The organism is Fructilactobacillus sp. X1R3C1, from assembly GCF_059901545.1.
Map to the genome: position 1 here is coordinate 1 of NZ_JBWXUT010000003.1, position 15,329 is coordinate 15,329.

At 39.7% G+C, this 15,329-nt stretch carries 12 protein-coding genes; all 12 read right to left on the reverse strand.

The genetic code is table 11. The features are described 5' to 3' along the window. Positions 1-524: 524 nt before the first annotated feature. The 12 genes from lysS to pth all read right to left on the reverse strand — a co-directional run bounded on the left by lysS (position 525) and on the right by pth (position 15,300). On the reverse strand, positions 525-2,054 hold the full coding sequence (lysS, locus tag AC6UD8_RS04055; RefSeq protein ID WP_500699659.1) for a lysine--tRNA ligase: 1,530 nt from the start codon (positions 2,052-2,054) through the stop codon (positions 525-527). 56 nt (positions 2,055-2,110) lie between these two features. After that, positions 2,111-3,109, reverse strand: coding sequence for a tRNA dihydrouridine synthase DusB (gene dusB, locus AC6UD8_RS04060; RefSeq protein ID WP_500699658.1), 999 nt, complete (start codon positions 3,107-3,109; stop codon positions 2,111-2,113). Positions 3,110-3,202: 93 nt separating this feature from the next. Then, the gene (gene hslO / locus AC6UD8_RS04065; RefSeq protein WP_500699657.1) at positions 3,203-4,096 is read right to left on the reverse strand and encodes an Hsp33 family molecular chaperone HslO; all 894 of its coding nucleotides are present in this window, start codon (positions 4,094-4,096) and stop codon (positions 3,203-3,205) included. A gap of 58 nt (positions 4,097-4,154) precedes the next feature. Beyond that, the gene (ftsH, locus tag AC6UD8_RS04070) at positions 4,155-6,263 is read right to left on the reverse strand and encodes an ATP-dependent zinc metalloprotease FtsH (RefSeq protein ID WP_500699656.1); all 2,109 of its coding nucleotides are present in this window, start codon (positions 6,261-6,263) and stop codon (positions 4,155-4,157) included. 75 nt (positions 6,264-6,338) lie between these two features. Continuing rightward, the gene (hpt, locus tag AC6UD8_RS04075; RefSeq protein ID WP_500693970.1) at positions 6,339-6,878 is read right to left on the reverse strand and encodes a hypoxanthine phosphoribosyltransferase; all 540 of its coding nucleotides are present in this window, start codon (positions 6,876-6,878) and stop codon (positions 6,339-6,341) included. Continuing rightward, a complete protein-coding gene (tilS, locus tag AC6UD8_RS04080) occupies positions 6,871-8,253 on the reverse strand; it encodes a tRNA lysidine(34) synthetase TilS (RefSeq protein WP_500699655.1) in 1,383 nt (460 codons plus the stop codon). The genes hpt and tilS overlap by 8 nt, the downstream gene beginning before the upstream one ends. A gap of 50 nt (positions 8,254-8,303) precedes the next feature. Continuing rightward, on the reverse strand, positions 8,304-8,786 hold the full coding sequence (locus AC6UD8_RS04085) for a S1 domain-containing RNA-binding protein (protein ID WP_500693972.1): 483 nt from the start codon (positions 8,784-8,786) through the stop codon (positions 8,304-8,306). 89 nt (positions 8,787-8,875) lie between these two features. Further along, positions 8,876-9,259, reverse strand: coding sequence for an FtsB family cell division protein (locus AC6UD8_RS04090; protein ID WP_500699654.1), 384 nt, complete (start codon positions 9,257-9,259; stop codon positions 8,876-8,878). 75 nt (positions 9,260-9,334) lie between these two features. Then, positions 9,335-9,622, reverse strand: a complete 288-nt coding sequence (locus tag AC6UD8_RS04095; protein WP_500693974.1) for an RNA-binding S4 domain-containing protein — start codon at positions 9,620-9,622, stop codon at positions 9,335-9,337. Then, complete coding sequence (locus AC6UD8_RS04100) at positions 9,619-11,190, reverse strand: putative polysaccharide biosynthesis protein (protein WP_500699653.1); 1,572 nt, start codon at positions 11,188-11,190, stop codon at positions 9,619-9,621. The genes AC6UD8_RS04095 and AC6UD8_RS04100 overlap by 4 nt, the downstream gene beginning before the upstream one ends. Further along, the gene (mfd, locus tag AC6UD8_RS04105) at positions 11,171-14,710 is read right to left on the reverse strand and encodes a transcription-repair coupling factor (RefSeq protein WP_500699652.1); all 3,540 of its coding nucleotides are present in this window, start codon (positions 14,708-14,710) and stop codon (positions 11,171-11,173) included. The genes AC6UD8_RS04100 and mfd overlap by 20 nt, the downstream gene beginning before the upstream one ends. Positions 14,711-14,742: 32 nt before the next feature. Beyond that, positions 14,743-15,300 (reverse strand): aminoacyl-tRNA hydrolase, encoded by a 558-nt coding sequence (gene pth / locus AC6UD8_RS04110; RefSeq protein WP_500699651.1) that lies wholly within the window; start codon positions 15,298-15,300, stop codon positions 14,743-14,745. Positions 15,301-15,329 lie beyond the last annotated feature (29 nt).

Genomic DNA, 15,329 nt, shown 5'->3' on the forward strand with positions numbered 1-15,329 from the left:
GTTCTACAACTTAAAATTACCTTACACTTGTAATCAAAATCTTGTTCAGTTTTCAAAGATCTACTCTTGATTGTTGCCGTTTGATTCTTCCTTAACGCAACATATATAACTATACTACGTTGTGCTTTCAATGTCAACAGATAAACTCAATTATTTTAAATTTATTTGTTAGCAATCGGCAAAACCATTATTGCAACATCAAATATAATACAGTATTTTGCACTTTAGTGCAAGAGCAATATTTATGATAATTAACTTAGTTCATAATCAGTGACTTATTAATTATTATCAAATCATTTTTCTCTCTCACTGAGCATTTACTACTATACATGCGCTCAAATACTTTGTCAACACTTTTGGTCAAAAAAGGTCAAACTTTTTTCAATTTTTATTTTCCATCTAATAAATGAACATAATCGGACAAGTGATCAATCTTTACAAAAGCTACTCTAACAATGTTTCAAATCATTTTTGTACAAATAAAAAGAGATGATCAAAATCATCTCTTTTTCTATCAAACAAATCTATTTTTTATTATCTTCATCCTGTGGATTATCAGAATTATCTTCTGGTCTCATAGTTGGGAACAAGAGAACATCACGAATGGATGGTGCGTCAGTCAAAAGCATTACCAAACGATCAATTCCAATTCCTAATCCACCTGTAGGAGGCATGCCATACTCAAGTGCTTCGATAAAGTCTTCATCGATACCCTGAGCTTCATCATTCCCCTCTTCACGTTCCTTAGCTTGAGCTTCAAAACGTTGACGTTGATCAATTGGATCATTTAATTCAGAAAAAGCATTAGCATATTCATTACCAAGAATATATAATTCAAAACGGTCCGTAAATCTTGGGTCATCAGCATTTTTCTTTGCCAAAGGAGAAATTTCAATTGGATGACCATAGACAAACGTTGGCTTCTTTAGCTTTGGTTGAACGAACTGTTCAAAGAAAGCATTAATGATATGACCAACTTTCCAGTATGATTCATAGTGCACACCGTGTTTATCAGCCAACTTCTTAGCGTCATCATCCGACATCTTAGGCCAAAAATCAACTCCCGTATATTTTTTCACGGCATCAACCATATGAATTCGATCGAATTCTTGGTTCAAATCAACTTCTTCACCCTGATACGTAACCTTACCATTATCACTAACGGCTTTGGCAGCGGCTCTAAAAATTCCTTCAGTTTCATCCATTACATCATGAAAATCAAAGTATGCAGCATAGGTCTCAAGTTCAGTAAATTCAGGATTGTGTTCCTTATCCATCCCTTCATTTCTAAACACACGGCCAATCTCGTAGACACGTCCCATGCCACCTACAATCAAACGCTTCAAATGAAGTTCCAGTGCAATTCGCAAATATAAATCAATATTTAAGGCATTATGATGAGTTATAAATGGACGAGCGGATGCTCCACCGGCAGTAGTGTGTAATACTGGCGTCTCAACCTCAGTAAAGTCCATCTTATTATCCAAAAAGTTTCGAACTGCCTTAATAATTTTACTCCGCTTCTGGAAACGCTCAAAACTATCACGATTTGAGATTAAATCAAGGTATCGCTGACGATACTTTTGTTCCTTATTTTGTAATCCGTGATACTTATCAGGAAGTGGACGAAGTGCCTTTGATAGGAAAGTAATGGACGTCGCACGAACGGTTAGTTGCCCCATGTCTGTCTTAATTACTTCACCAGTAAAGCCAAGAAAGTCCCCGATGTCAGCACGTTTAAAGATATGATACTGTTTTTCTCCAACAACGTCTTTTCGAACGTAAACCTGGATTTTACCCGAACGATCAAGGATATCGGCAAATCCAACTTTACCTTTGCCCCGTTTAGCTACCATTCGCCCAGCAATCGTAGCCTTGACATCTTTTTGTTCTAATTCTTCCTTATCGTACTTATCAAACTCTTTGTCTAAATCTTTTGCCAAATAAGTTGGCTTAAAGGCATGACCAAAAGGATCAATTCCCTCATCTCGTAGCTCTTGCATCTTTTCTCTACGAACTTTTAATTGGTCATTCATTTTCTTCTCTTGTGCCAATTCAAATCCCCCAAACTAGTAACTTACATTCATAATAACATAGTTAAGCATCGTAATTATGCATTTTTCCGTGCGTTTCTCATCGCATCTTTTTCTAGAAAATCATCGAAGATCTGGTCCATCTCTGCTTCAGACTCAGCATTGTTTAACTTCACTTTGGTTCGAGCCGAATGAGAAATTCCTTTCAAGTAATAAGCTGCCTGACCTCTGAATTGTCTTGGTCCAACGTATTCACCCTTAATTCGAACCAGCCCATGCAAGTGTTCCTTAGCAGTGTTGATTTTTTCCTCAACACTTGGTTCCGGGATTAATTCGCCAGTTGCTAGATAGTGCTCAGTTTGCCTCAAAACCCAGGGATTTCCTTCAACGGCACGGCCCATCATTACTGCATCACAACCTACTTCATCAATCATTTGTTTAGCCTGTTGTGGAGTAGTCACGTCACCATTTCCAATGAACGGAATCGTCAATGCATCGGCAACTTCTTTTAAAATCTCCCAGTTAGCATGACCGGTATACATTTGTTTTCTAGTTCGACCGTGCATCGCAACAGCAGAAGCCCCAGCCGCCTCAGCAGCAAGCGCATTTTGCACCGCATAAACATGATCCTCATCCCAACCAGTTCGCATCTTAACCGTTACTGGCTTTTTAACGGTAGCAGTTACATATGACACCATTTCATAAACCTTATCTGGATCAAGGAGCCACTTAGCCCCGGCATCGGTCTTAACGACCTTATTTACGGGACAACCCATGTTGATATCGATAATATCAGCAGCCGTCTTCTGATCAATAAACTTAGCAGCCTCCACTAAAGTTTCTTTGGTTCCACCAAAAATCTGAATACTCATTGGATGTTCATTAGGATCAACGTTAACCATGCTTAACGTTTTTTTGTTGTTATACATAATTCCACGATCGGAAATCATTTCACAGACAACTAATCCCGCACCAAACTTTTTACAAATGATTCTAAAGGCTGAGTTCGTAACTCCAGCCATTGGAGCTACTACTAATTGATTTGGAATCGTTACGTTTCCAATTTTCCACTCCATTTTTTCACCTCATCTAAATTGTTTCCAAACATTTTATATAATACCATACCAGTACAAAAAAGAGCGAACCGTATGACAGCACGCTCTTTGATACTACTTATCCTTCTCATTCAGTAAATCAACTAATTCATCTTCCGAAAAGTTATACTTTTTACCACAAAAATTACATACAACCTGTGCCCCATGATCTTCATCAATCAATTGCTGCAGATCCTTCTTACCAATTCCCGCAATGTCTTTGGCAAATTTTTCTTTGGAACAATTGCAGACAAATTCGACTGGCATATGATCAACAACGTCCAGATTATCCGTGCCAAATAACTCATCCAAAATGTGGTCAGGATTAGGATCCTTTTCTAACATGGACGAAATACTGAGCGCATTCTTTAAAGTCTGCTCCAACTTATCAATTGCCTCATCAGAAGCACCAGGCATAACCTGTATCAAGTATCCCCCGGCACTTTGGACGTTGTTTTCTCCGTCAATGTCAACCGAAACTCCAACGGCTGATGGAATCTGTTCTGACTTTGCTAGATAAAAGGTAAAATCATCACCAATTTTACCGCTTGCGAGTGGAACATCACTAGTGTAGGGCTCACTTGTTCCCTGATTTTTAACGACTTCTAAAAAACCATTCGTTCCTACACCTTTAGAAACATCAACTTTCCCATCCTTTGTGAGTGGCAAGTTAACGTGAGGATGCTGAATGTATCCCTTAATGTGTCCCTTAGCATCAGCATCAATAACCATTCCGCCGACTGGACCACGTCCATTTAAGCGAACGGTCATGCTTTCTTTTCCCTTTAACACTGAGGCCGACAGCATCAAGGTTGCGGCAATCGTTCTTCCAAGTGCTGCCGTTGATGTACTCCAGGTATCATGAATTTTTTGAACATAACTGACAATTCCAGTCGCGTTTAAGCCGTAAACCCGAAACATCCCATCTTTGGTAAGTGCCTTAACTAATACATCATTTTTATCATTCATTTTATTCCCTCCTTAGATTAAAAAAGAACGTGGGCTTTGATCCCAACGTTCTTTTCGTTTATTGATCTTGATTATCAGAATCTTGGTGATCTGAATTACTATCATGATTTTCATCGTGTTTTTCTTCAGAATGATCAATTTCTTGTTCAAGTTTCTTTTCGTGCTCGTGCTCCTTAGCGTCAATGACTTTCTTAGCTTGTTCAAAGGTTTCATTTTCACTAGGGTACTCATCACTATTGGTTGAATGTTCAGGCATTTTACCGGTCTTGTAGAGACTCAAAATTTCCTTTTCATCCAACGTCTCGTATTTAAGCAACGCATCCGCAATTGCCTTGTGCTGATCACGATGACCCTCAATAATCTCCTTAGCTTCACTATGAGCTTCATCAATAAAGTATTTCACTTCATCATCAATCTTAGCTGCGGTTTCCTGTGAGTACTTAGGAGCAGCGTATGGATCTTGGTTAGGACTTTCGAGTTCCACGGTTCCAATCTTGTCACTCATTCCATATTGAGTAACCATGGCACGAGCAAGATTAGTGGCTTGCTCAAAGTCATTTGAAGCACCTGATGATTCAGAATGGAAAACGACTTCTTCAGCAGTTCTACCACCCATTAACCCAGCTAATTGTTCTTGAGCGTTCTTCTTTGAGATCAATTGTTGGTCTTCCTTAGGCAGCATGATGGCATATCCACCAGCACGACCTCTTGGAACAATGGTAACCTTATGAACAACTCGAGCGTCATTTAATACTAAACCAACGATGGTATGACCAGCTTCATGGTTAGCCACAATTTGACGTTCGTGTTCGTTAATAACCTTATTACGTTTAGCCGGTCCAGCAATAACACGATCCTCAGCTTCATCCATATCAGCCGCATTAATCTCATTATCACCATTTCTCGCGGCCAGTAAGGCAGCTTCATTTAGCAAGTTCGCTAAATCAGCACCAACAAATCCGGGAGTCTGTTTAGCAATTTCATGAAGGTCAACATCAGAAGCAAGTGGTTTGTCTTTGGCATGAACTTTCAAAATTGCTTCTCGTCCACGAACATCAGGTTGACCAACTAAGATTTTCCGATCAAAACGACCTGGACGAGTTAAGGCTGGATCTAAAACATCAGAACGGTTCGTGGCGGCAATGACAATAACACCTTCATTACCAGTAAAACCATCCATTTCAACCAACAACTGGTTAAGGGTTTGTTCACGTTCATCGTGACCGCCACCCATTCCGGATCCACGTTTTCGTCCAACGGCATCAATTTCATCAATAAAGATGATGGCCGGTGAATTCTTCTTAGCTTGAGCAAACAAGTCTCTAACACGACTCGCACCAACCCCAACGAACATCTCAACGAAATCAGACCCTGATAATGAGTAGAATGGAACGTTTGCTTCACCAGCAACCGCCTTGGCTAACAGCGTCTTACCAGTACCCGGAGGTCCCTCAAGCAAGACACCTTTTGGTATAACGGCACCCAGCTTAGTAAACTTCTTTGGATCCTTTAAAAATTCAACAACTTCGACCAGTTCTTGTTTTTCTTCATCTTCACCAGCAACGTCACTAAACTTAACATTACTCTTAACTGGTTTAGCCTGGCTCTTTCCGACTTTCATGACACCACCAGCGCCACCACCTGCTCCACCAGCTTGCTTCATCATAATGTAGAACAAGTAAATGAAGATTAATAATGGTAGAACTGATATTGCTAAGTTTAACCAAAAGCTATTCGATTGTGTTTCTTTAGTACTCATCGGCACCTTATTCTTATTAGCTAACTTGGTAATCTGACTAACCGATGAGTCATTCTTTAAAATGCTAGTAGTGAATCCATTTACCTTAGTGTAAGTATTGTTGCTCGACTTGGTAAGTTTTCCATTACTAAAATTAAGCGGAATTCCGTTATTTTTCTGCTTAACATTTTGGGGCTTCTTGTACTGACCAGTTATTTTATATACACCGCCAGAAGGTTGAACAGAGAAGTTTTTAACCTTGTTCGTCTGCAAATCATTTGTAAATTGACTTGAACGAATTCCCTGAGTTTGAGTGCTTTGTGATCCGCTGCCACCACCAGTGACAAGCATAATCACACCCATGACAACCACAAAGATGATGATATAAAATAGGCTACTCTTAAAAAGCCCATTTTTATTATTTTTCATTTGTGCCTCCCAATCTAATTTCTCGAAAAGATAACAAATAGAATGTTATCACTTTTACTTTAAATGGACGACCGTTTAGGCCGAATAAATTGAAGGTTTTAAAATTCCAATGTACGGTAAGTTACGATAAAAACCCTTGTAATCAAGTCCATAACCGACAATAAATTCATTTGGAACGTTAAAACCCACATAATCTGCCTTGGCAGGGACAACTCTTCCCTCAGGTTTATCAAAAATGGTACAAACTTTAATTGAATTAGCTCCTCGATCTGAAACCAAATCCTCAAGAAATTGAAGGGTGCGTCCTGTATCAATAATATCTTCAACAAAAATGATATCGCGGCCACTAACATCACCATCAAGATCACGGATGAGCTCAACTTTTCCGGTTGAAGCAGTCCCACCCTTATAGCTTGAAACATCGACAAAATCAAGATCTAGGTATATGTCCATCTGGCGAATAATATCGCTCATAAATAACACTGCCCCAGTCAGCACACAAACCACTAGTGGCTTTTTGTCTCGATAATCATTACTTAACTGCTTCCCTAGCCTTTTTACTGCAGAAGCAATGTCTTTTTGACTATATAAGACCCGCTCAATATCGTCATTCATTTGTTATATCCTTTCGCGTAATTAAAAGTTCATACCCGTGAGTTGCACCCTTAGGCAACCACTTGCTTTCCTTATAACCAATGACGGCCAACACACTCTCCTTACTGTCCACCAGTACTTGCACGTGACGTCGCTTGGCACTTGGAACTTTCTGATTAATTAACAATCTTCTTAAACTCTGATGACCGCCATTCTTGAGTTCAACGGTATCATCCGGTTTAAAGGCTCTTTTGGACAAGGGAAACTGGGAGTCCGCCAAATCAAAATGACTTCGACGCCAAAAGTTTCCCTTTGGAACATGATTTTCATCAAAAATACCAAAATTAAATCCATTAACGTTGCGGTTCCACTGGTTTAATTCTACCACAAACGAACTTTCATCACGGTGATCATCGTAATTGTTAGGAGATTGTTTAAAAAACATGATTTTATTATAACTTTTTTCAAAAAAATAAGCATTTGAAATTCGCAATTTTCCCTGTGGTTTTCCAAAATCTTTAACTAAAGTCAAAATTTCAGCAATTTGATTATCAGAAAGAGTAACCGTTGACGTCAACTGTTTTAACAATGCGCGAAGTAAAATGGAAAGTTGATTAATTGACGTTGTATCGTACTCGGCACTTACGCAGTCTCTTTTAACCTTTAAGTCATGTCTCAAAAGATCGGCTTGAGCGAAACCACTTGATCCGTCGAGTTCCGACTGCAAATTACTAGCAAACTTAGCAAAATGAGAGATAACATTAGGATTTTCTTTAATTAATTCTGGTAAAACCTGGTTGCGAATCCGATTACGGAGGACCGTATTTTCAAAGTTAGTTTTATCATCATACCATGTTAACGAATGATTTTTAGCATACAAACGGATGGATTCTTTCGAAAACTGTAGTAATGGTCGAACCATCGTTCCTCCATTAAAGGGATGACTCTCTTTAATTCCTTGAACCTCAAACAAATTCCCACTGCGAATGAGTTTCATAAGGATGGTCTCGGCTTGATCATTTTCTTGATGAGCCGTTAACAAGACTGAAGCATTAAAATCATTCATGACTTCCGCAAAAAAATGATAGCGAAACTTACGAGCTTGATTCTCCACCCCACTACTAATCTGGTCGTGATTCCAATTGCCAACCCGCAAATCAAGGTGGTGTTTCTTACAGTAATCAATCAGAAACCGTTCTTCAACCTCACTTTGTTTTCGTAAATGATGGTTAACATGAGCAACAATAATATGAGGTTTAAAATCTTTTAAGTGTTGGAGTAAATCTAACAAAGCCATGGAATCAACTCCAGTTGAGACCCCAATCACAACATTTTCGTCTTTTTTCCACCATTGTTTCTTCTTAACCAACGAATTAATTTGATTACGTAAATTCAAATTAACCTCCAAAACAAAAAAGCCGAGCAATCTGCCCAGTTATTCGTTCATTAACTACGACGACCACCACGACCGCCGCGTTTTCCTTCTGTGTTTTTCTTAATGACGGACATCCGACTTTCGCTTTCTTTCATGAAGTCTGAAAGCAAATCATCAAAGCTTTCATTCTTACCCTTATGGCCATTACGATTGTCGCGGCCACTGCGATGTCCATGATTCCCGTTATTTGAGTGCCCGTAGTGTGAATGCTCATCATGATTATGTTCACCATGATGTTGATGTGATTCTTTTTCTGGATGATCGGAAGCTTTGCGAATTGATAGGCCAATCTTACCATCATCCCCAATACTCAAAACCTTAACGGTCACTTCATCGCCAACCGACAGAATATCATGAATATCTTTTACGTAACCATCAGAAACCTCACTGATATGAACTAGTCCAGTCTTATGATCGCCTAGATCAATGAAAGCTCCAAAATTAGTAATTCCTGAAACTTTCCCAGTGACCTTCTCTCCAACCTTAATTGTCATAAAAAAGCCATTCCTCCTAATAAATGTTGTGTTAATTATAACATAATCCTTTAAAGTAAAATAAAAGAAGATTACATCCTAGTAATCCTCTATTCATTACCAATCTTACTATTCTGTGGGAAACTGTAAACAGTTTCGCCTGGTTTTGTATAATAATATTTAGCTCGCATCAATTCTTGAAGATAATTCTTGTTATTTAAAAGCTTAATTTGTTCATTAAGATTCTTTTCTTTTTGTTTTTCAACCTGGTAATCTTGTTTTTTTCTGGTAATTTGGGCATTCACACCGTGAATTTGATTCATTCCACTAACAATTTGCCACCCGAGCGCCAAAAAAGCCACGGCAAATATTGCCACGAGAGCAACCAGTCGCTTGGTTCTTTTACTTAACTTCTTATTATCTCTTTGATGTTGGTTTGCTTTACTTTTCCTTGAAGCAGAATTCAAGTATTCAACGTTGTTATTTCTGTTCATCAGGAATGCCTCCACGAATTTATATGAACATAGTACCACATGTAAAGCCAGAATATAATATTAATTCAACAATAATTATTCTAATTCATCATTTTCAGCCCGATAGTCACGATCATAGGTTTCACTGATGGTCTTATACATCGTGTCTGAATCAGACTTTTTGGTGGTATCTAACAGTTGTAGCACCTCTACGGTTAAATTTTTATTTCCAAACTTAATCAGAATTTGATCGCCAACCGAAACCTTACTTGATGATTTGGCTGGCTCGCCGTTTACAAAGACTCGCCCTTGATCGGCAATCTTTTTGGCAACTGGACGACGTTTTATAATCCGTGAAATTTTTAAAAATTTATCAATTCTCATTTTTGCTTATCTCCTACAAACCGTTTCATAATTGGAACCATCGCTAACTCCGAAGCAGTCAAAACTTTTCCTTTCAGACACATTCCTAAAAACACGAATGCCCCAATCGGAATAACAATCATTAATTTAATAACATCCACCAGTCGACTGGTATCTCCAAGGACGTGGTTCAATCCGAATTCAGTTAAAACAACGACAATCACCATTACCATACTGATTAATGATACCTCTAATAGGAACTTCCAACTAAAAATGTGCTCATGAACCCGCTTTGGACTAGTATACCAGTTAACTAATAACACGATTAACAGAGCAATGATAGTTGATAATGAAGCACCAATGATCCCGAAATGAATTACGCACCACTTAGTGATCATTATTTTACAAATTAGACCCAACAAAATAGCGGTCACCGTACTTTTAAAGTCATCAATACTCTGTAAAACCGAGTTAAGGGCTGTCACCATCGTAGCGAAGAGGATGCTCAAACAGTATACCGAAAGCGTGATGTCTAAATCATAACTCCCAAACAAGAGATGATTTAATTGAGGCATAATACTAATCAGTCCGAAGGTAACTGCCATCGTCACTACCAGTGTAATGCGCATACTGTGTTTTACAAGGGTCTTAAATGACCTTTCTTTTCCAGCATGATGATAATACGCCATCTGCGGCAAGACGGTTGAATAAATGGCCGTTCCAATCACTAATCCTAGTTGAACAATGGGCTGAGCGCGATCATAAATCCCCTTTTGGGTCTGAGCCATTAGATTACTTACACCACTTACTACCAGCCCATTTTTTACCGTAAATGAATCGACCAACTGCATTAACACCATTAGAGCAGCTAAAACACTAAGCACACCACCCTGTAAGATGATTTGCTTCGCTAATTTCAGGTAGTTAAATTTCAAATCTTGAAAGTGAAAATGAGCAAGTATGTCACGTGCATAATATCCCAAGATAAGTGCTGAAAAAATCGCTGCTAATGGAGCCGATAACATTGCTAACGTCCCCATCTTATATAAGTTCCAATGCTGGACGGCTGCTAAATAGGCTACCACAATGATCATTGAAACCCGCACAAACTGCTCTACCACTTGAGAAGTCGCCGTTGGAATCATCTGCATGCTAGATTGAAAGTACCCCCTCACATCCGCTAAGAGGGGCATCAACAAAAACATCCAGCTTACCGCTTGAATTACGGGTTTTAATTCAAAGTCTCCCATTAAAGCAGCAATTTCTGATGAAAATAACTGTAATCCGCCAAAAACAACCACCGAAATGATCATTAAGATCACCATGATTTGGAAAAACAACGTTTGTTTCTCCTCTTCAGTCTCCCGTTCCACAATCATCTTGGAAACAAACGCTGGAAGACCGGTCAAGGCAAACGCAACCCCAATCCCATAAATAGGATAAACCTGCTGATAGATGTAAAATCCAACGTTTCCAACAAAATTTTCCAGTGGAATCCGATAAACGGCACTTAGTACCTTTGAAATAATGGCAGCTACCGAAAGGATCAAGGTTCCACTAACAATCTTTTTACTTGTCTTTTGATTCATGTTCTTCTTGATCCAATCTTATTTTACTCAAGCTTTTGACAAATTGATAAAGCTGTTTCAACCAATCGGCATCTTTCATCGTTGGTTGAACAACTAACTTAATTTGAAAACACCCGTTAACCACTTTCACTGAGGAACGAAAATCCGTATCAGCAATGGCTTTCAAAATTTCTTTACTAGTGAATTTTTGGGTTCCTACCTTACTCATGGTAACGGTTAAATTATTTTGATCTTTGCGAATTTTATCAATCAGATCATAATCGGCAAGCATCTTAATGCGGTCAATTTCAAGCAGATTAGCTACTTCATCAGGATATTCACCAAACCGATCAATTAAATCACTTTGCAGTTCGGTAAATTGTTCCTCACTATCCATCTGTCGGATTCGCTTGTATAATTCAATCTTTTGTTGCTGATCCTCAATGTAAGTCGCCGGAAGATAAGCTTCAATCCCGAGTTCAACCTTTGAATCAGACTTTTCAACCACGCGATGCTGGCCCTTCTTCTTGGAGACAGCATCAGACAACATCTTAGTATACATATCATAACCAACTGAATTAATAAAACCGTGCTGCTGCTTTCCGAGCACGTTTCCAGCCCCACGAATCGAAAGATCACGCATGGCCACCTTAAATCCTGAACCCAATTCAGTGAAATCCTTGATGGCTTCTAGTCGATTCTCAGAAACTTCGGTCAACACTTTATTTGGCTGATACATAAAGTAAGCTTGTCCTACTCGATTACTTCGACCAATTCTTCCCCGAATCTGATAAAGCTGGGAGAGTCCCATCCGATCCGCATCCTCAACGAACAGGGTATTCGCATTAGGAATGTCAACTCCCGTTTCGATGATGGTCGTCGTAACCAACACATCATAATCTCCGTTAACAAAGTCGTACAGGATCCCTTCCATTTGATTTTCGGACATCTGGCCGTTGATGGAAGCAATCCGCGCATCAGGCAAAAGGGTTTGCAACTTGTCGACCGTCTGATCAATATCTTTTACCCGATTGTGCAAATAAAAGACCTGTCCTCCACGTTGCATCTCCCGTCTGATTCCGTCCACAATCGAACCCTCATTTTGTTCCATCACGTAGGTTTGAATCGGATAGCGATTAGCCGGAGGCGTTTCAATGACTGATAGGTCACGAACGCCCATCATTGACATGTTTAAAGTCCGTGGAATTGGTGTGGCAGTTAGCGTCAACACATCGACATCCGACCTCAATTCCTTGATTTTTTCTTTGTGTTTAACCCCAAATCGTTGTTCCTCATCGACGATTAAAAGACCTAAGTCATTGAACTTCACGTCTTTAGACAGCAAACGGTGGGTGCCAACCACGATATCAATTTTTCCGTCCTTTAGGTCTTGAATGGTTTGGCGGGTCTGTTTGGGCGTGTCAAAACGCGAGAGAACTCCGATTTTAACAGGAAAACCATTAAATCGTTCAACCATGGTCTCATAATGTTGTTGAGCTAGTACCGTTGTCGGCACTAGAAAAGCCACCTGTTTCCCGGCTTCAACGGCTTTAAAGGCCGCTCTCAAGGCTACCTCAGTTTTCCCGTAGCCCACGTCTCCAACCAGTAAACGGTCCATCGGATGGGGACTCTCCATGTCTTTTTTAATTTCATCAGTACTTCGAAGCTGATCGGGTGTCTCCGTGTATGGAAACGCCTGCTCAAACTCAGCCTGATATTGATCATCAACCGGAAAGGCATAACCCGACTCGGCCTCCCGTTTGGCGTACAAGTCAACCAGATCATCAGCAATGTCTTCCACCTTAGAAGCGACTGACCGTTTGGTCTTGGCCCATTCCGTTCCACCAAGTTTATTAATCTTTGGATGTTTATCTTCAGACGAAACGTATTTTTGTACCAAATTCAGTTGGTCAACGGGAACGTAGATCTTAGCACCCTTTTGATAGGTCAAGGTCATATAGTCCTGATGTCTGCCATCGACTTCCATAGTCTTCATCCCATCGTATCGTCCAATTCCGTGATTAACGTGAACAACGTAGTCACCGGGTTTTAAATCGGTATAGCTTTTGATTCGCTCTGCATTAGAAAAGGTCTGTCTTCTAACTCGTTTCTTTTTCCCTTGTTCATTCACCCGTTTAAACATATCTGATTCAGAAACAATCGCTAGGTTAGCGGCCGGCAAATCAAAGCCATTTTTTAGGTTAGCTGAAACAATCTGAGTCTTTCCCTTAATAATGTTATCAGTGGTTGATTGAATGGCATCAACACCAAAATCACTCAACGTTGACGCAACCTTTTCCACTCGTTTTTCATCACTAACGGCAATGACCACGGTTCGTTTCTCAGCTTGATAACGTTGCATTTCTGCTTTAAACATCGGCATTTGTCCAAAAAAACGCTGCATTGGGTGAACCTTGATGTCGATGATGTCAGAAAGCTTCATTCGCCCTAGTCCCTTTTGAAACAGAGAAAATAAAAGGGTCGCATGATGGTCACTGCTAGTAACCGTTCTAAAATTAAGCGACAGTTTCTGGTCAGAAAACAGTTCATGATTATCTTCAACTGAATCACGCCAGTTCTGTTCGTCACTTTCAAGTTGCTTATTAGCATCCCTTATGCGACTGTAGTCATCATAGACTACCATCCCATTTTCAGGTAAATAATCTAAAATTGAGGTTCCCTTTTCAAAAATAAACTGACTATACTCACTCCATTTTTGGTCAATCGATTGGCCTTTGAGCCCGTCAATCACCTGTTGAATGTTATCAACTAAAACGTCACTGCCGTCGTCTTTGATGGTTTGGTTCAATCGTTTGGAAAGTTCCTTGATTCCATGCTTGCGATCGCTTTCGCTGGGTAAAAAATCAGAAGCTGGCAACACACTAATATCATCAATATTTGCCACACTTCGTTGGGTAGCAGCATCAAAATAACGCATGGAATCCACTTCCGTATCAAAAAAATCAATCCGAATTGGATAGTCCGAATTAAGCGGGTAGATATCCAAAATTGACCCACGATTAGCAAATTCACCGGGAGCGGAAACCATGTTCTTCTTCTCGTAACCCATTTGAACCAACTGTTGTTGAAGTTTTATAAGGTCCAAGTCGTCTCCAACCTTGAAGTGTAATTTGGCTTGATTAAAACTAGCTGGCTCTGGTAGATATCGTTTAAGACCAGCCGTTGAAACAATCACCACCACTGGTTTCCCTGACTCAAGCGCGTTTAGGGCCCGCACTCTTTGAGCTCGATACTGCGGAGAGCTGGTTGCAATCTCTGCCGCGACGAGTTCTTCAGCTGGGAACTCAAAGACCTGATCTGAATCCATTACTTCATTAAAAGACTCGGTAATTTGATCCGCATGGTTCATCGTATCGGTTACGTATATCGTAGGTTTTTGCTTATCATTAATTAATTGTTTTAATAATAGAGTACGAGCGGATCCACTAGTCCCAGTGATCAGTTGCTTGGTATCAGGATCAAGGTTTGAACTGATTTTTTCATACTGTGGCATTTCTTTTAACGTTTCATCTAGCTTCAAAAACTCATCTCCTCTTTTATTAATTATACGAATTAATTAAACTGATTTTCTAACTTACTGAATGGAGTACCAGAAACCCACTCGTCTAATGCTTTAACCGCATGATCCTCCGCTTCTAAAAACGGTGCCCGTTGTTCCAGACTAAATTTACTCAAGACATAGTTCACAACACTTTCACGTTTGGGATGACTGGTTCCAATCTTAATCCGATTAAACTGATCGGTCCCAAGGTGCGCAATGATACTTTTAATTCCATTATGACCACCAGCCGAACCGTGGTTTCTTAGCCGAATTCGTCCCACTGGTAAATCCATGTCATCGTAAACAATCACTAAATCATCAAGATCTAATTTGAAAAATTGCATCAAGGGATGAACTGCGCGCCCTGAATCATTCATCATCGTCATTGGTTTGACTACCATTACCTTTTCACCATTGACTATTCCCGTACCATACATGGCATCCATCTTTTGTTTATTAATCGTAATCTGGTTTTGATCAGCAAACTTATCAACCACCATAAACCCCGTGTTATGCCTAGTACCATCAAATTCAGCACCAACGTTGCCTAATCCCACAATCATTTTCATTACTATTGTCTCCCATTTACTTCTAATTA

Excerpts from the sequence above, each read along its gene's own strand:
- dusB (WP_500699658.1), bottom strand. The coding sequence starts at position 3,109 with ATGGAGTGGAAAATTGGAAACGTAACGATTCCAAATCAATTAGTAGTA.
- hslO (WP_500699657.1), bottom strand. The coding sequence starts at position 4,096 with ATGAATGATAAAAATGATGTATTAGTTAAGGCACTTACCAAAGATGGG.
- ftsH (WP_500699656.1), bottom strand. The coding sequence starts at position 6,263 with ATGAAAAATAATAAAAATGGGCTTTTTAAGAGTAGCCTATTTTATATC.
- hpt (WP_500693970.1), bottom strand. The coding sequence starts at position 6,878 with ATGAATGACGATATTGAGCGGGTCTTATATAGTCAAAAAGACATTGCT.
- AC6UD8_RS04085 (WP_500693972.1), bottom strand. The coding sequence starts at position 8,786 with ATGACAATTAAGGTTGGAGAGAAGGTCACTGGGAAAGTTTCAGGAATT.
- AC6UD8_RS04090 (WP_500699654.1), bottom strand. The coding sequence starts at position 9,259 with ATGAACAGAAATAACAACGTTGAATACTTGAATTCTGCTTCAAGGAAA.
- AC6UD8_RS04095 (WP_500693974.1), bottom strand. The coding sequence starts at position 9,622 with ATGAGAATTGATAAATTTTTAAAAATTTCACGGATTATAAAACGTCGT.
- AC6UD8_RS04100 (WP_500699653.1), bottom strand. The coding sequence starts at position 11,190 with ATGAATCAAAAGACAAGTAAAAAGATTGTTAGTGGAACCTTGATCCTT.
- pth (WP_500699651.1), bottom strand. The coding sequence starts at position 15,300 with ATGAAAATGATTGTGGGATTAGGCAACGTTGGTGCTGAATTTGATGGT.